The organism is Nocardioides daphniae (assembly GCF_004777465.1).
GTDB lineage: Bacteria > Actinomycetota > Actinomycetes > Propionibacteriales > Nocardioidaceae > Nocardioides > Nocardioides daphniae.
Genome location: NZ_CP038462.1, coordinates 1,130,771 through 1,147,491, shown reverse-complemented (window position 1 = coordinate 1,147,491; position 16,721 = coordinate 1,130,771). Strand labels below are relative to the sequence as shown.

Below are 16,721 nucleotides of genomic sequence, written 5' to 3'. Positions count from 1 at the left end.
CGTGGGGCAGCTGCCCGATGCCTGCCCTCCTGGGTCACGACGACCAGCTCACGGCCCGCCACCGACTCGATCGCACAGCGCGTCACTCCGATGCGGTTGGGGCGCCGCGGCCCGCAGCCGGCGAAGATCCCCATCGGGGGCAGGTCGGCGCGACCCCGGTAGGGCGCGGGCTCCCTGACGTGGTCGGGCTCGGGGAGCCGGTCGAAGACGTACAGCACCTCCACGTGCGAAAACTGCTCCAGCCCCTGCAGGCAGGCGTGCCCGAACCGTGCGTCGACGACGATGGTGCTGCGTACGGCACCCCAGTGGTCGCTCTCCTGCACGTCCGTCCGGTCGTTGTGGACGTGCCCGATCGAGCGGATCTCGAAGGTCTCCATCGCCTCGTTCTACTCCCCGACGGCCAGCCGACACCCCACCGCCTCTTGACGCGGCCCCACCCGCGGGCGGTCACTGGAGGGGTGCATGACGACAGTGGACAGGGACAGGACGAGCCGGCTGGGGACGCGCCGTCGTTCTCCGACGTCGACTCCTCCTCCGACGAGGCGCGCGCCGCCGCGCTGGCTGCCCTGGACGTCCAGGCGCAGCTGCCGCCGATCCAGCGGCTGCACGCCTGGCTGCTGGAGCAGCTCGACCCGCTACCCGGCATGCACGTGATGGACGTCGGCTGCGGCACCGGCGAGGACGTCCGCGGCCTGGCCGTGTCGGTCGCTCCGACCGGTTCAGCGACGGGCGTGGATCCGAGCGGGACGATGCTGGCCGAGGCCCGCCGCCGTGGGGAGGCAGCACGCAACCCGGCGCGGTTCGTCAGCGGGAGCGCCGACCGGCTCCCGGTCGCCGACGCCGCGCTCGACCTCGTACGCTCCGAGCGCGTGCTGCAGCACCTCACCGACCCGGTGGTCGCGGTCCGCGAGATGGCGCGGGCGTTGCGCCCCGGCGGTCGCGTCGGGCTGATCGACACCGACTGGCGCACGCTCGCGACCTGGCCCGGCGACCCGCACATGGCTGCGGTCTGGCGCGAGAGCTGGGGTGGCGGGCCGTCACCGGCCGCCGGCGCCCAGCTGCTCGACCTCGTGCTGCGCCACGGGTTCGTCGATGCGCGCGTCACGACGGAGGTGCTGATGCTGCGTCCGCGTGACCTGGGCCAGCCGCCGGTCTCGATGGTGCTGGAGGAGGCCACCCGCCGGGCCGAGGCTGCGGGCGAGGGCGCGTCGTGGCGTCAGGATCTCGAGCAGAGTGCGGCGCAGGGGTCGTTCGTCTTCTCGGTCACGCTCTACGCGGTGGTGGCGACCCGCGCCTGACGTCGGCTCGCACGCTCAGGCGTCGCCCTCGACCAGCGCCGCCGGTGGCAACCAGTCGGCGCCGAGCAGCTCAGCGAGGTCGGTGAGTCCGCTGGTGTCGCTGCCCACGGTGTCGGAGGCGGCCGCGATCCGCTCGACCATCACCTTGCCGACCTGCTCCTCGACGGTGCCCTCGGCGAACGCGATGTGCCACGGGGAGACCTGGTGGTCGCGGTGCGTCCGCCCGGTCACCTGGCGTCCGGCGATCCCGGAGAAGCGGGCCTGGTGGAAGACGCCGACGCGTGGCTCGGTGCTGGCCTGGCGGCCGTCGGCCAGCGTCTCACCGGCGTGCAGGCTGATCGAGGCGACGGTGGTGAAGACGCAGACCTTCGCCTGCCCGGTCTGGAACTTGAGCCGCTCGGCCTCCGCGTCGAATCGATCGCGCCCGTAGATGGTGGCGACCTCGAGGCCGGCGTCGCGCAGCCGGTCGGCGATGGGGTCGGCAGCGGTGCCGACGAACTCGACCGAGCAGGCGACCTGCCGCTCGGCCTGCACCTGCTGGACGATCCAGTCGACCGTCGAGTCGACCCGGATCAGCCCGGCCTTCTGCCGGAAGCGCAGCAGCGCAGCGCGGCCCTTGGCGACGTTGCGGCCGCGGCGGGCGATGTCCATCTCGCGGCAGAACTCACCCCACTCCGCCTCGTACGCTGCCCGTTCGGTCGGCGTCAGCGTGACCGGCATGCCGGAGATCGGCACCGGCCCCCACGGCGCGGCGCGGTGCAGCATCGCGGGCGGACCGGTGTCGGTGAGCCAGCCGCGTACGAGCTTGAGGTCGGCTGCACGTCGGGCCGGATCGGTCGTCCAGGTCGCGCCGTAGCGGCCGTGCTCAACCGCGACGCCGTGACGTTCGAGCGCGGTCGCGAACGCGGCCCCGGGCTGCGTCGCCGACGTCCACTCCTTCATCGGCTCGTCGAGGACCTGCGCGTACGACGGTGCGAGGTACGGCAGCTCGAGCGGCGTGTGGCCCGGCGTGGCGGTGGTGGCGATGACGAACGGCGCCTTGTCGTGCGCCTTGCCGTGGCCGGAGATCCGCGCCCACAGCTTCCACCGCTTGGTGGTCGTGCGGCGCAGCGCGTGGGCCTCGTCGGCGATGATCACGGCCCACGTGTGGTCCTTGACCTTCTCCAGCCGGTCCCAGGTGATGACGACCCAGTCGAGGCCGCCGTCGCCGAGTGCGGTGATCGTGCGGCACCAGTGGCCGATCGTGATCGCAGCCGGGCGGTCCGCCACGACCAGCACGCGCTGCGCGCCCCGGAGGTCACCGACCGCGGTCGCGCCCAGGACCGCGGAGATTGTCTTGCCGACGCCGGGCTCGTCGGCCAACAGGAACTGTCGGCCACCGGCTGCGGCTCGCTCCGCGATCGCGTCGGCCGCCTCGAACTGGATCTGCCGTGGCTCGAGCGCCTCGGTCGGCTCCGGGTTGGGCGTCGGGTCGTCGGGGTTGAGCGAGTTCTCGACGAACCGTCCCAGCGTGTAGGGGCCCGGGGCGTACGCCGCGAGGTGCGCGGGCAACGTACGCCCGACGTACAGGTGGGTCCTGACCGCCGGGTGCCAGGTGGCGCCGTCGACCTGCGTGCCGTAGGGGACGTCGAGGACCCAGATCCGCTCCCCCGGTCCGGCGGTCGGGAGCGGTCGCTGCGCCTGCTTCGTGCTGCCGCGGCGGGACGTGCCGCGCCGGCGGGAGCTGGATCGGCGAGAGCTGGACACCGCCTGAACGCTATCCGTTGGCGCTCGCCAGGCCCGGCACCAGAGCGTGAGTCGCGTCAGGCGTCGAAGCCGGCCACGGCAACGTCCTCGATCGTGCCTAGGTCCGGGTCCCACCAGCGCAGGCGGTCACAGATCAGCTCGTCGGGTGCGTCGGTGGACTGCAACACCTCGAGTACGTCGGGCAACAGCCCCCGCGGGACGCGCCGGGCCAGCGTGACGTGCGGCGTCCAGACCGGGTGGCGCAGCGCAGGCACCAGTGCCCGGATCTCGGCGGCAGCCCTGGCGAGGGCCGCGCTCGGCTCCACCAGGTGGGCCACGGTCACCCGGGCGCCCTGACCGAAGAGGACCAGTCCCCGGGAGACGATGGGCGTGGGCAGGAGCGGCCCGACGGTGTCCCGGCCAGCCGCCTGGGCTGCTTCGGGCACGCCCCTCGCGGCGACGAGGGTCAGGTGCGGCGCGTTGGTCATCGACCGGTGGTCCGCCTGTGACGGCAGCCCCGCCGACTTCAGTGCCTCCCACTGCGCCACCACAGCGGCGGTGGACTCCGCGTCGAAGGAGAGCTCAAGGGCGTGGTCGGGCACGGGGTGAGGATAGGCCCGCTCCCGGGACCCCTGTCAGTGGTCCTCCTCTGCGCCCCACGGCAGGGGGACGGCGTACCAGTTCTTCTTGCCCTTGACGTCTTGCACTTGCGAGTCGACGCGTACGCCCGTGACCTTCGCAGCCATGGCCAACCCCACGGTCGCCCAGTCGGCGGTCTCGCGGCTTGGGCCGTCGAGATCTTCCCAGGCAAGGCGGGCAAGGTCGCGGACCTCGACCGGGATCTCTTCGATGCTGTCAACGAAGGCGTACTCACTGGCGTCGAAGACGACTTGGCCGTCGCGGGCGTAGCCGAAACGCGTCATGCCCTCCACATTGTCCGTGACCACAGCGCTCGTGGCCCCGTTGCGGGACAGCTCGACGAGCAGCCGTCGCGGAGGATCGGCGAACCCGGACCACTCCCACGCGACCACTCCGGTCCCCACCTGGAGTAAGGCGTACGCCGACGAGAGACCGCTGGTGAAGTCACTTCGTCGCGCAGGCTGCGGATCTGGACCGAGAAGCCGCAGACGAGCCTCCTCGACCGTCATGGGAGCAGCCACGATCCACGTGCCCTGACCCAGCGAGGCGTCGCGGTAGTGGTCGAAAAGCGTCCTGTCGGCGGCAGGCAGGGCCCTCAGGTAAGCCTGGAGCAGGGTGTCGTCGAGCTCGGGCGGCTTGGAGGCCGAGGGTGGAGCAGCGGCCGGCGTCTTCGTCGGCGCCGGCTGCTGGGGTGAGTCACCGAACGCGCGCTCGATCCAGGAACCGTCCTCGGCCTACCAGTGGCTCCGACTCCCGACGGTGCTGTCACTTGACTGGCAACCGAACGCCGCGAGGCCGAGGAGAGCGAGCAGCAGACAGCCCGCGATCGCACCCCAGCCCCTCTTGCGCATGCCGGCAGTATCTCGGCCCCAACTCGACACGTCTGCGGGTTCGTTGGTTTGCGTACGGGTGTGGTGGCGCGCCGACTCTGCACTGCGCGCAGTGATAACCAGTCGCGACGCTGAGCACCGGTGCCTAGCCTGACGGGATGCAGGTGAGATTTGAGCGCACCGGACCCCACCGGTACGCCGTCGCGATACTGCGCGACCAGCACGGCGACCTCCGCATGGACCCGGCGCCCGGTTACTCCGACCTGATCCCCCACGACCTCGTGCATCTTGTCGTCGAAGAAGAGTTCGGCTTGCGAGACGGAATCTTCGGCCAGCTCGCTGCAGGCGGCAACGCTGGAACCTTTGTGCCCACCGAGGAACTACGCACCAAAGGATGGGCGCGTCAGGTCGAACGGCGAAACAGGTCCACCGGAACCGAGATGGGGCGGTCCGAAGAACTCGTCGCCCAGGTCTACCCGCGCTGGTTGCGCCGTCGCGGCCATCTGCCGAGCAGCCACTACGTTCTCCAGGACCCACCACCGACCGAGATCTCCGACCGCGAGCTCGAGCAGGTGTTCGTACGCCTGGACGATCTGTGCGACGCATGGCGCACCGCTGATGTCGGGGCGGCCGTGGTGGTCGAGTGGCGCTGGCCGGAACGCGGGTAAGGGGACTCTCGACCCGGCGCATCTGCGCCGCTCGGCTTCCGCAACCTGACCAACCAAATCGCAAGAAGCGTGGTCGGAGCCGGCGGTTTGGACCCCCGACTCCTACACTGTCAACTGCTGTGAGCCTGAAGGTGGGACAGCGCAAGCCCAGGCTATGAGGCTCGCCGCGACTGGAAGCAGTGCGGCCTTCTGAATGGAGTATTCGTGGACCCCTTCACGCTCGGGATGCTCACAGCAGCATTGGGCGATCTAGTGGCGCGTGCGATTTCGCGAACTTGGCACGTCTTAACAGACGACTCTCCTCAAGTCGCACTGCCGCCGCCGGACTCTACCTTCGCCGTGGACTTTCTTGATGAAGTAATCCTCACCGAGGCGCAATTTCGAAAGATCACACAGGTCCTGAATCACCCAAATATTCTCATGCTGGTCGAAGCTGCTTGCTATATACGTGCACTCTATCCATCAGAGGCTCAAGCCGAACAATTTGCGGACCTTAAGAAGTCCTTTGAAAACGTCTTCTCCGCGGCGATTGACAACGAATCAATCTTTGAGTACCAAATCGAACCGCTGTGGACCGCCCTTGTTGAGCGAATTGATGAGCTCCTACCTGAAGAATCATCAGGAGCGCTGTCCTCAGAGGAGCGCAACCAACTTCTCGAGCGAAAAGCCACTATCCCGATTCCCGGGGGCTTGGCAAGCCATCCCAGATGGCTACGTCGCTATTTAGAAGTCGCCACAGTCGCCAATATCGCGCTTCTCTCTCGGGTCGCCGAACGAGCCCGTGAGATACGAAGCCAAGCTGCCGGGCGCTTCGGAAATATGGATCTTCATCACTCCCTGGAATCTCACCCCGATAAGACACTCGGGGATCTCTACATTCAGCGAGATCTGCAAACCCTTGACGGCGAGAATGTCTCAACACGCGAGGCGATTGGTCTTGGGCGGCGAGTACGCGCAGTGGTCACGGGCACCCTGGCAACGGGAAAAGCACATTGACCCAACGCATCATGACTATGATCGCCGACGAAAGCGAATCGCACGCCCGCTCTTGATTCGTGTCCGTGAACTCAATGCCGAAAACCTAATCCTAGATGAATTGGTCACCGCCGTGCAGCGGCTCTATCAGGATACCTTGGTCGACCGCAGTGATGTTGAAACACTGCTGCTACTGGGCAGGGCATACGTAATCTTCGACGGGCTCGACGAAGCGCTCGAAAAGTCCAAGAGAATCAAAGTAGTAGAACAGATTCAGAGTTTCTCGAGGCAGTATCCACTCAGCGCCATTCTGGTAACTTGCCGAGAAGTGGGGTACGAGGACGCGCCGCTTGATCGCACCTTCGGTCGGTTCAGGCTTCGCCCCTTCACGCTGGCCCAGACGCGAGAATATGCCGAGAAATGGTTCTCCAGCGAGGAAGGGGGGTTTGAGCGCGTCGAGCCATTTATGAAGGAGGTCGCGACATCCCCGGAGCTCGCAGAGAACCCACTGATGCTCTCGCTTCTTTGCGCCCTCTATAAGAATCGTGGCCATATCCCACGAAACCGCCGCTCTGTCTACTCTGATTGCGCCGACCTTCTATTTCGTCGCTGGGACTCGATGCGCGATATCGATCAGCCCGCGGATCACATCAATCACGGCCAAGACATTATGGAAGAGATCGCAATGTTCTTCTTCCGGAGCGAAAGCGTTCAAGCGGGCATCGAAGAGCGCCAACTGCGAGACGTAATCGCTGGATACCTGCGGGACAGCGCCGGGGTTCTTCAAGGACATTCACGCCAGCGGGCAAGCGCATTCCTTGAGTTCTGCGCAGATCGCGCGTGGTTGCTCGGGGTGGATGGATCCCGTCACGGGGAGCGGGTCTTCGTTTTTACCCACCGCACCTTCATGGAGTACTTCGCCGCCGAAGGAACCGTGCGAACTATCTCGGACACTGCTCGAATTGCGGACATCATTTACGAGACCTATCGGAAGAATCCAGGGTCCGTCCTTCCGGAACTTATCGTCAGCGCAGCCGAGGCAGGTCAGCGTGATCGAGTTCGAGACATCATCAACGCGCTGAAGGAAAAGGAGCGAATCGTTGGCACCTTGTTGCCGCTTCGTTTGCGAATTGCTGGAGTTCTGAACTTGCGCCCACGGCATCTTGACGAAATGATCGAAGAGGCGTTCAAGGCCCTTTCAAACGATTGGAACGCGAACGCAACAACAATCTCGAGTCACCTGTTCGCACTTCCGCGCAACCCTCGAGAGCGAGTAGGGGCCTATGCCCTAGATCCGTCCGAGATCGGCAAACCTGAGGATGCTGCACTTTCCCCTGGAAGAACGAATACCCTACTCAGGGCGTGGGCCGAGTTCTCTCTCGAAACAGGTGTGGTCCAGCGCGGCCATGAATGGGAAGAACTCCTAGGTTCATGTTGGAGCCAGGCGCTAGCGACTGGCGGTATTCAAGACGAATGGACTCGCTTCTACGGAAAGCACTACTTGGGCATCGCCGAACTTGGCTCGTCTCTTGACCGAAAGTGGTTCGCTCCAGCGGTGGGCGGCGCTCCGCGGCCTGCCGGGAAAGCTATTCTTTCGGCTGGAATCCTGGAGGGAACAATCCCGCCAAGTCTGGTTGAAGTGCACTTGGAGATGGACGGTAGCGAGAAACCGCGCTTCTCTTACGATGAGGCCAAGAAACTCTATGAGATGCTGGCAGCGGTGCTGGCTGAGGCGAATCAGGCGCCCAGGGCGGACTGCCCGGAGTCGCGCAGGTTCGCGCTCATCTGCGCAATGGTCACTTGGGAACTCACTGGCAGATTTGGATGGGTCGTTGAGGAACTTGAGGCACTCCTCGGATTCAGCATCGCGTCGTTGGTGTCACACCGTGAGGAGAACCGCATAGCCGACGCCGAATTAGACACGCTGGAGGCCGAGCTTGAATGGGAGCGGCTTAAGTTGCCGCGCGTTTCTGCTCCCGACAGGGCCACGACGAAGCGTGCCGTGAACGCCCTCTTCCCTCGCTGGGGGAAGAACTGGATGACCGGGAGGGTCGGCTTGCTCGGAGACTAGTTCTCCTACGTAATGACCATTGCCTTACCAGTTGACGTTGTCGTAAGTGCTTGGGGCCACCGAGGCCTCGCGCACCAGTGGCGGCCTGATGGATACTCTGTGAATCTGCTGGGAAGAGCTGCTCGCGGCCGATGCTCACGGCAATGCTGAGGCGACCTGGACGATCTGGACGATCTGGACGATCTGACAAAGCCTCACCCGACCGGCCGCGAGCATGTCGATGCCTGGCGTGAATTGAAGGGAAACCTGATCAGATCGGTCCGCACTGGCGTCCCGTGGTCGCTGGTCGCGGTCGTCCCGCTGGGAAAGACCCTTGAGAAGCGTGCTGTCGACGAACTGGCCTACTTGGACAGGTTGGCACGTGGGTACTGCCAACCGGAGGAGATTAATAGGCGGCTTCAACACCTGCGCAATTCGTGCCCAAGGGTTCCGCAGAACTGGCTAACCATTTGGCCGGATTGTTGCTCGAAGCCGGAGGTTTACACCCTGACGATTACAGCTCAGACTGAGCGGCGAATGTGATGCGTCTTTGTGGGTGGAGTCACGCACCCCGTCCAAGCACCTCGCCCCGTGAGGCCGAGCGGCGGTAATCCCCTACAGATCCAGCGGGAAGTCCACGAACCCGACGAACCGGCTCCCGATGCCCGGATACTCCGCGCGCTGCTCCCCCGCCGGTACCGGCGGCAGGCCCGAGGCACGGTGGTGCTCGCAGGCTAGGTGGGTGAACGCCGGCCACCACTTCTTTGGCCGGGCCTTCTCGGCGAAACCGCACACGCTGCACTCGAGGTCGACCCACACCGGCTTCTTGCCGGTGCGGTTGGCGCGCGACTGGACAAGCCACGGCGGCGGGTTGTCCTCAATCTGACGCAGCTGCGCCTCGGTGAGCTTCGACGGCAGACCGTTGCGGGTGGCCATCTCGACGGGGATGTCGAGGCGTTGGGCGGCAGCACGGCGGGTGATCATCGCGCACCACGATAGTTCGTTGCCCCTGCTGCTTCTCCATCGGAAGGACGACCCAGCACTAGCGTGTGCGCATGGAGACAGAACTTCCTCCCACGGCGCATCGCAGTGTCGAGCCCACCGCCGCCCAGTTCGCGGCGCTGGAGCAGCTGGACGCCGATCGACCGGTGGTCATGCTCAACCTGGTGCGGTTCCGCGACGTCGCCGACTACTCGGACCACCCCGACCTCGCCCCCGACGCACCGATCTCCGGCGCCGAGGCCTACAAAAGGTACGGCGCGGCGGCGCAGGCCGCGCTCGCCGAGATCGGCGGGTCGATGGAGCACTTCAGCACCTGTGGACCGACGTTCATCGGCCCCGCGGGCGAGCAGTGGGACGGGATGATGACGGTGCGGTATCCCAGCCCGGCAGCCTTCCGGGCCATGCTCGAGAACCCCGCCTATCTTGAGGCCGCCGCGCACCGGACGGCAGCACTGGCAGACTCCCGCCTCATCCCGACGTACGCCTGACTGGCGGGTCGCACGCCCATACAGGCGCACGGCAGCGCGTCGACGCGTCTCCGTCAGGACAGGTGCCGCGCCGTCGCCGCCGCCAACGACAACGCGCGGCGAGCCCACGTCGTACTCGCGCCAGCCAACCCACAGCTCGGCGTGACCACGATCCGCGGCGCGACCTCCTCGGGGTCGAAGCCGACCATGTCGAGCCAGCGCAGCACGCGCTCGGTCACGGCCTTGTCGCCGATCGCGCCGGTCGGGTCCGTGCTCGGGAGCACGCCCAGGCCCAGCACTCCCCCGCGCTCCAAGTGAGCAGCGAGGTGGTCGATCGCGACGGCGTCGACCCGGTCCAGGTCGACCAGCAGGCCGACGGCTCCGGCGTCGCTGACCAGGTCCCACGGGACGTCCGCGGCACACGAGTGCACCCACGGCTCGGCGCCGGCGTCCGTCACCGCCCCCAGCACCTCGGCCAGCAACGCCGACGCCTCGGGCGGATCGACGCGGCGGTGCCGCCCGAAGCCGCTCGCGGTCGGCACGTGGGCCTGCATGACGGCCGACAGCGCCGGCTCGTCGACCTGCACGACGAGGCGAGCCGCAGACGGCACGCGACGGCGTACGTCAGCGACGTGGTCGCGCAGGCCCTCCGCCAGCCCCTGAGCCAGGTCACGTCGGGCGCCGAAGTCAGAGAGCACCTTGTCGCCGCGCGGCTTCTCGACCGTCGCGGCCAACGTCCACGGGCCGGCGACCTGCACCTTGAAGGTGCCCTCGTAGCCCTGGGTCAGCTCCTCGACGGTGTCGAGGTCCTGAGCGAGCAGCGACCGCGCACGCCGCTGGTCGAGCCCGCCGGGTCCACCGGTCAGGCGCCACCCGGCAGGCTGCAGGTCGGCACCGAGGCCGGCGACCAGCGCGAGGCCGCGCCCGACCATGTCGGCGACCGCGCCGCGTCCGGGCAGCTCGGGCAGGTGGGCACCGTCCTCCAGCTCACCCAGGACGACGCGCACCGCCTCCGTGTAGGCACGCGCGTTGTCGGCCTCCTGGAGCACCTCTCCCCCGGGCATCGAGCCGATGCCCGTCGCGAGCGGCCCCGTGCGTACGACCTCGGTCGACGTCGTCTCGGAAGCCCCGAAGCCCTCGTCGCCCGGCAGCAGCAGACTCACACCGTCACCCGGTGCGCCTGTGTGATCGTCGCCGAGCCGACGACGCGGCTGCCGTCGTAGATCACGACCGCCTGGCCGGGCGCAATGCCGGTCGCGTGGTCGAGCAGCTCGACGCGCACCTTCTCGCCGTCGGTGGTCACCACCGCACGGTGCTCGTCGCCGTGGGCGCGCAGCTGCACGGTCCCCGCGACGCGCTCCGGCACGGTGCCGCACCAGCGGGCGCGGTCGGCGTCGATCGCGTCCACCGCCAGCCGGTCGCGCGAGCCCACGCGTACGGTCCCCGACACGGGCTCGATGTCCAGCACGAAGCGCGGCTTGCCGTCGGGCGCCGGACGACCGATCCGCAGTCCCTTGCGCTGACCGATCGTGAAGCCGTACGTCCCCGCGTGCTGCCCCAGCACCTCGCCGGTGGCGTCGTCGACGATGTCCCCACCGTCGTTGGGGGCCCGGTCGCCGAGCTTCTCCTTGAGCCAGCCGGCGGTGTCGCCGTCGGCGACGAAGCAGATGTCGTGGGAGTCCGGCTTGTCGGCGACCAGCAGGCCCCGACGCGCAGCCTCCTCGCGGACCACCGGCTTGGAGGTGTCCCCAGCGGGAAGAGCGAGTGGGCCAGCTGCTCCTGGGTGAGCACACCCAGCACGTAGGACTGGTCCTTGCCGTGGTCGACCGCCCGGTGCATCTCGATCAGGCCGTCGGCCCCGGTGCGCAGCTGCGCGTAGTGGCCGGTCGCGACGGCGTCGAAGCCCAGCGCCAGCGCCCGGTCGAGCACCGCGGCGAACTTGATCTTTTCGTTGCAGCGCAGGCACGGGTTCGGGGTGCGGCCGGCGGCGTACTCGTCCATGAAGTCCTCGACGACGCCCTCGTGGAACTCGTCCGACATGTCCCACACGTAGAACGGGATGCCGATCACATCGGCCGCCCGCCGCGCGTCGTTGGAGTCCTCGATCGTGCAGCAACCGCGGGCGCCGCTGCGGTAGGACGCGGGGTTGCGCGACAGCGCCAGGTGGACGCCGGTCACGTCGTGGCCGGCCTCGACGGCGCGCGCGGCAGCGACGGCGGAGTCCACTCCCCCGGACATCGCGGCGAGAACTCTCACGACGGCCTGCGCATCGCCAGGCGGGCGCGCTCCACGGCCGGACCGATCGCCGCGACGACCGCGTCGACGTCGGCAGCCGTGCTGGTGTGGCCGAAGGAGAAGCGCAGCGAGTGGCGCGCCTGCACCGGGTCGCAGCCCATCGCCAGCAGCACGTGGGAGGGCTGCGGCACGCCGGCCGAGCAGGCCGACCCCGTCGAGCAGGCGATGCCCTGGGCGTCGAGCAGCATCAGCAGCGAGTCGCCCTCGCAGTCGGGGAAGCCCACGTGCGCGTTGCCGGGCAGCCGGAGCTCCGGGTCACCGTGCAGGTGGGCGTCGGGGACGACCTCGACCACGCGTCGCACCAGGTCGTCGCGTAGCGCGGAGACCTTGGCGGCGTGCGCCTCGCGGGCAGCCACCGCAGCAGTCACCGCGGCGGCGAGCCCGGCGACCGCCGGCGGGTCGAGGGTGCCGGAGCGGATGCCGCGCTCCTGACCGCCACCGTGCAGCAGCGGGTCGACGCGCAGCTCGCGGCGTACGACCAGTGCCCCGATGCCGTAGGGTCCGCCCAGCTTGTGGCCGGTGAAGGTCAGGGCGTCGACGCCGCTCGCGGCGAAGTCGACGGGCACGGCGCCGACGGCCTGGACGGCGTCGGTGTGCACGGGGATCTGGTGCTCGGTGGCGATCGCCACGACCTCGTCGATCGGCTGCAGCGTGCCGACCTCGTTGTTGGCCCACATCACCGAGATCAGGGCGACCGAGGTGGGGTCGCGCTCGATCGACGTACGCAGCGCCTCGAGGTCGAGACGCCCGGCCCGGTCAACGGGCAGCAGTTCGACCTCGGCCTCGCCACGCTTGGCCAACCACTCCAGCGGGTCGAGCACGGCGTGGTGCTCGACCGCGGTGGTCAGGATGCGGGTGCGGCGCGGGTCCTGCGCCTTGCGGGCCCACAGGACGCCCTTGAGCGCCATGTTATCGGCCTCGGTGCCGCCGGAGGTGAAGACGACCTCGCCCGGGCGGCAGCCGATGGCGGCCGCGATCGCCTCACGGCTCTCCTCCACGACCCGGCGTGCGCGCCGCCCGGCGGCGTGCAGCGAGTTGGCGTTGCCGACCTCGGTGAGGTGGCGCGTCATCGCCTCCACGGCGACCGGCAGCATGGGGGTGGTCGCGGCGTGGTCCAGGTAGGTGGTGCTCGGCACGGCGCTCGTCATGACCGGACCAGCCTACGGCAGGCGGGGTGGGCCACCTCAGAGCAGGACGAGGTCGTCACGGTGCACCAGCGCCCGGTCGTAGGCGTCGCCGAACTCCTCCTTGAGGTCACCCGTCGAGCGCCCCAGCAGGCCCGGGATCTCCGCGGCGTCGAAGTTGACCAGCCCACGGGCCACGACGACCCCGTCAGGACCGGCCAGGTCGATCGGGTCACCGGCGACGAAGCTGCCCTCGACATGGGTGACGCCCGCGGCCAGCAGGGAGGCGCCGCGCTCGACGACGGCACGCACCGCTCCGGCGTCCAGCACCAGGCTGCCCTTGCCCTCGGTGGCGTGGGCCAGCCAGAGATGGCGGATCGGCCGGCGGCGACCGGTCGCGTGGAAGAGCGTGCCGACCTCCTCGCCGGCCAGCGCGGCACCCGCGTTGGCGGCCGAGGTCAGCACGACGGGGATCCCGGCGCCGGTGGCGATCCGGGCGGCCTCGACCTTGGTGACCATGCCGCCCGTGCCCACCGCGGAGCCGACGGAGCCGATCTCGACGCCGTCGAGGTCGGCGTCGGAGCGGACGTCGCGCAGGCGTCGTACGCCGGGGCGGCTGGGCGGTCCGTCGTAGAGGGCGTCGACGTCGGAGAGCAGCACCAGCAGGTCGGCGTGCACCAGGTGCGCGACCAGCGCGGCGAGCCGGTCGTTGTCGCCCCGAAGCGGATCTCGGAGGTGGCGACGGTGTCGTTCTCGTTGACAACCGGCACCACACCCAGGTCGAGGAGCGCCGAGATGGTCTGGTGGGCGTTGCGGTAGGAGGCGCGGCGGATCACGTCGTCGACGGTGAGCAGCACCTGGCCGGTGGTGATCGAGTGGCGCGCGAACTGCTGCTGGTAGTGGTGCACCAGCAGTCCCTGGCCGACCGAGGCGGCCGCCTGCTGCAGCGCCAGTGCGCTCGGGCGGGTGGCCAGGCCCAGCGGGGTCAGGCCGGCAGCGATGGCGCCGGAGGAGACCAGCACGACCTCGGCGCCGCGGGCGCGGACGGCTGCGAGCACGTCGACCAGCTCGGCGATGCGGTCGGGCTCGAGCCCTCCGCCGTTGGTGGTCAGCGACGAGGAACCGATCTTGACCACGACGCGCTTGGCGCTGCGTACGTCCTCACGCAGGCCGCCGGCCTGCGCGCTGCTCGCCCCACTCATGCGTCGGGGTCGTCCTCGGCCCAGTCGGGGTCGTCCTTCGAGCCGATCTCGTAGGACATCGGGCCGACACCGGGGCGCATCTCGCGGTCGAGACGGCGCGCCACGTCGGCACGCGTCTCGTTCTCTCCGCGGTCGGGCAGGGCTTCCTGGATGTCGCGACGACGCTGGGCCGCGGGACGGTCCTCGCGCAGGCGCTGGTCCTCGCCGCGACGGCCAAGCATCTCGGCCCCGGCCTCGATGGACGGCTTGAAGTCGAAGACGACGGAGTTGTCGACGGGACCGATGACGACGGCGTCGCCCTCCTCGGCCCCTTTCTTGACGAGCGTCTCCTCGATGCCGAGACGGTTGAGGCGGTCGGCCAGGTAGCCCACGGCCTCCTCGTTGGAGAAGTCGGTCTGGCGGACCCAGCGCTCGGGCTTCTCGCCGCGCACGCGCCACGTGTCGCCCTCGCGCACGACCTCGAAGTCGCCGCCACCGGCGATGGCCGGGGGCCGCAGCACGATGCGCTGCGCCTCGACGACCGGCTTCTCCGCGCGCGAACGCTGGACGATCTCGGCCATCGCGAAGATGAGCTCCTTGGTGCCCTGGCCGCTGGCCGCGGAGATCGGGAAGACCAGGTGGCCCTCCTTGCGCAGGTCGTCGATCACCATCTCGGCGATCTCGGCACCGTCGGGCACGTCGACCTTGTTGAGGGCGACCAGGCGCGGACGGTCCTCGAGGCCGCCGTAACGGGCCAACTCGTGCTCCATGGCGGCGAGGTCGTCGACCGGGTTGCGACCCGGCTCGATCGACGCGGTGTCGACCACGTGCACGATCGCCGCGCAGCGCTCGATGTGGCGCAGGAAGTCGTGGCCCAGGCCGCGCCCGTCGGCCGCGCCCTCGATCAGGCCGGGCACGTCGGCGACCGTGAAGACGGTGTCGCCGGCGCGGACCACGCCGAGGTTGGGCACCAGGGTGGTGAAGGGGTAGTTGGCGATCTTGGGGCGGGCCCGCGAGATCGCGGCGATCAGCGACGACTTGCCGGCGCTGGGGTAGCCCACCAGGCCGATGTCGGCGACGACCTTGAGCTCGAGGCCGATCTGCAGCTCCTCGCCCGGCTCACCGAGCAGCGCGAAGCCGGGAGCCTTGCGCTTGGCCGAGGCCAGCGCAGCGTTGCCGAGACCACCGCGGCCACCCTGGGCCACGACCATCTCGGTGCCGGGGCCCACGAGGTCGGCCAGCACGTTGCCCTGCATGTCGGTGACGACGGTGCCGTCGGGCACCGGCAGCACCAGGTCGGCGCCGTGCGCGCCGTTGCGGTGGGCACCGGCACCGCCGGCGCCGTTCTGCGCGCTGCGCTTCGGGCTGTGGTGGTAGTCGATCAGCGTGGTGACGTCGGGGTCGACGCGGAGGATCACCGATCCACCCGGACCTCCGTTGCCGCCGTCGGGGCCGCCGAGGGGCTTGAACTTCTCCCGATGGACGGAGGCGACACCGTGGCCGCCGCGACCAGCGGCGACGTGCAACGTCACCCGATCGACGAAAGTGGGGACGGCCATGGGGTTCTCCTGGGGAAAGGTGCTGCGAAGTGCTGCAGGGGTGGTGCGAACGCCGAAGGGCGCCCTGATTCTAGGAGCGCCCTTCGCCTGATGTCTTGGTGTGGTGAAGCGTCAGATCACTCGCCGGAGACGATGTTGACGACCTTGCGACCACGCTTGGTGCCGAACTCCACGGCGCCCGCGACCAGCGCGAACAGCGTGTCGTCGCCACCGCGGCCGACGCCGGCACCCGGGTGGAAGTGGGTGCCACGCTGGCGGACGATGATCTCGCCGGCGTTGACGAGCTGACCGCCGTAGCGCTTCACGCCGAGGCGCTGTGCGTTGGAGTCGCGACCGTTCTTGGTGGAGGCCGCACCCTTCTTGTGTGCCATTACTCAGTCCTTCGGGGTGTTACTGGCGCAGACGCGTCAGACGTTGATTGCGGTGACCTTGACCTGGGTGTACTTCTGACGGTGACCCTGGCGCTTCTTGTAGCCGGTCTTGTTCTTGTACTTCTGGATCACGATCTTCGGACCCTTGGTGCCGCCGAGGACCTCAGCGGCCACGGAGGCCTTGTCCAGACCGGTGGCGGTGACGGACTCGCCGTCCACCACCATCACGACGGGAAGGGAGACGGACTCGCCGACGGCGGTCTCGACCTTGTCGATCTCGATGACATCGCCAACAACAACCTTCTGCTGCTTGCTGCCACTGCGCACGATCGCGTACACCGCGACTCACTCTCCTCGTCGGACCAGAAGGTCCCGTCAACAACTTCCAAAACTCAGGGCGCCCACGTCTCGCGGCCGTTGGATCAACAGCCTGCGCAACACGCAGGGAGGTGCTTCGAACACCGAGGGTCAATACTACGGGGGCTGGTGCGGCAGTGCAAAACGAGCGCTGCCGCGCGGACCCGGGAGGGCCCACCC

14 protein-coding genes and 3 pseudogenes are annotated in these 16,721 nt (G+C 68.6%); 5 read left to right on the top strand and 12 right to left on the bottom strand.

Annotated elements, in window-relative coordinates:
• Positions 1-50: 50 nt before the first annotated feature.
• Positions 51-377, bottom strand: a pseudogene (locus E2C04_RS05670) (TrmO family methyltransferase domain-containing protein); the annotation flags it as partial.
• A gap of 81 nt (positions 378-458) precedes the next feature.
• Here E2C04_RS05670 and E2C04_RS05665 point away from each other — a divergent pair.
• A complete protein-coding gene (locus E2C04_RS05665; RefSeq protein WP_135831880.1) occupies positions 459-1,298 on the top strand; it encodes a methyltransferase domain-containing protein in 840 nt (279 codons plus the stop codon).
• A gap of 15 nt (positions 1,299-1,313) precedes the next feature.
• Here the strand turns inward: E2C04_RS05665 and E2C04_RS05660 are convergent, their stop codons facing one another.
• From E2C04_RS05660 to E2C04_RS05650, 3 genes are read right to left on the bottom strand one after another with little or no spacing between them, the layout of a single operon-like run.
• On the bottom strand, positions 1,314-3,044 hold the full coding sequence (locus E2C04_RS05660) for a DEAD/DEAH box helicase (RefSeq protein ID WP_135831879.1): 1,731 nt from the start codon (positions 3,042-3,044) through the stop codon (positions 1,314-1,316).
• 56 nt (positions 3,045-3,100) lie between these two features.
• A complete protein-coding gene (locus E2C04_RS05655) occupies positions 3,101-3,625 on the bottom strand; it encodes a 2'-5' RNA ligase family protein (protein WP_135831878.1) in 525 nt (174 codons plus the stop codon).
• Between the two features lie 33 nt (positions 3,626-3,658).
• The gene (locus tag E2C04_RS05650; protein WP_135831877.1) at positions 3,659-4,171 is read right to left on the bottom strand and encodes a hypothetical protein; all 513 of its coding nucleotides are present in this window, start codon (positions 4,169-4,171) and stop codon (positions 3,659-3,661) included.
• A 479-nt stretch (positions 4,172-4,650) separates the two neighbouring features.
• On the opposite strand from E2C04_RS05650, the gene E2C04_RS05645 reads away from it, so the two are divergent.
• The 3 genes from E2C04_RS05645 to E2C04_RS05635 all read left to right on the top strand — a co-directional run bounded on the left by E2C04_RS05645 (position 4,651) and on the right by E2C04_RS05635 (position 8,206).
• On the top strand, positions 4,651-5,160 hold the full coding sequence (locus tag E2C04_RS05645) for a hypothetical protein (protein ID WP_135831876.1): 510 nt from the start codon (positions 4,651-4,653) through the stop codon (positions 5,158-5,160).
• Positions 5,161-5,364: 204 nt separating this feature from the next.
• Positions 5,365-6,156 carry a hypothetical protein gene (locus tag E2C04_RS05640; protein WP_135831875.1) on the top strand — a complete coding sequence of 264 codons (792 nt, stop codon included), beginning with the start codon at positions 5,365-5,367 and terminating at the stop codon, positions 6,154-6,156.
• On the top strand, positions 6,098-8,206 hold the full coding sequence (locus E2C04_RS05635; RefSeq protein ID WP_135831874.1) for an NACHT domain-containing protein: 2,109 nt from the start codon (positions 6,098-6,100) through the stop codon (positions 8,204-8,206). The genes E2C04_RS05640 and E2C04_RS05635 overlap by 59 nt, the downstream gene beginning before the upstream one ends.
• Positions 8,207-8,800: 594 nt before the next feature.
• Here E2C04_RS05635 and E2C04_RS05630 read toward each other — a convergent pair.
• A complete protein-coding gene (locus tag E2C04_RS05630; RefSeq protein ID WP_135831873.1) occupies positions 8,801-9,169 on the bottom strand; it encodes a hypothetical protein in 369 nt (122 codons plus the stop codon).
• Between the two features lie 71 nt (positions 9,170-9,240).
• Here E2C04_RS05630 and E2C04_RS05625 point away from each other — a divergent pair, with 71 nt between their 5' ends.
• The gene (locus tag E2C04_RS05625) at positions 9,241-9,675 is read left to right on the top strand and encodes a DUF1330 domain-containing protein (RefSeq protein WP_135831872.1); all 435 of its coding nucleotides are present in this window, start codon (positions 9,241-9,243) and stop codon (positions 9,673-9,675) included.
• 53 nt (positions 9,676-9,728) lie between these two features.
• Here E2C04_RS05625 and E2C04_RS05620 read toward each other — a convergent pair whose 3' ends face one another.
• From E2C04_RS05620 to rplU, 7 genes and pseudogenes are all read right to left on the bottom strand, one after another.
• The gene (locus E2C04_RS05620; RefSeq protein ID WP_229721476.1) at positions 9,729-10,817 is read right to left on the bottom strand and encodes a uroporphyrinogen decarboxylase/cobalamine-independent methonine synthase family protein; all 1,089 of its coding nucleotides are present in this window, start codon (positions 10,815-10,817) and stop codon (positions 9,729-9,731) included.
• A pseudogene (gene mnmA, locus E2C04_RS05615) lies at positions 10,814-11,892 on the bottom strand (tRNA 2-thiouridine(34) synthase MnmA). Before mnmA ends, E2C04_RS05620 begins: the two are co-directional and overlap by 4 nt.
• A 14-nt stretch (positions 11,893-11,906) precedes the next feature.
• Entirely contained in the window at positions 11,907-13,097 is a 1,191-nt protein-coding gene (locus E2C04_RS05610) for a cysteine desulfurase family protein (protein WP_135831871.1), read from the bottom strand.
• 36 nt (positions 13,098-13,133) lie between these two features.
• Positions 13,134-14,275: pseudogene (gene proB, locus E2C04_RS05605) on the bottom strand (glutamate 5-kinase).
• Positions 14,272-15,813: a GTPase ObgE gene (gene obgE, locus E2C04_RS05600; RefSeq protein WP_135831870.1), complete on the bottom strand. Its 1,542-nt coding sequence runs from the start codon at positions 15,811-15,813 to the stop codon at positions 14,272-14,274. The pseudogene proB and the gene obgE overlap by 4 nt, the downstream one beginning before the upstream one ends.
• A gap of 116 nt (positions 15,814-15,929) precedes the next feature.
• Positions 15,930-16,184 (bottom strand): 50S ribosomal protein L27, encoded by a 255-nt coding sequence (rpmA, locus tag E2C04_RS05595; protein ID WP_135831869.1) that lies wholly within the window; start codon positions 16,182-16,184, stop codon positions 15,930-15,932.
• 36 nt (positions 16,185-16,220) lie between these two features.
• On the bottom strand, positions 16,221-16,523 hold the full coding sequence (gene rplU, locus E2C04_RS05590) for a 50S ribosomal protein L21 (RefSeq protein WP_135831868.1): 303 nt from the start codon (positions 16,521-16,523) through the stop codon (positions 16,221-16,223).
• Between the last annotated feature and the right edge of the window lie 198 nt (positions 16,524-16,721).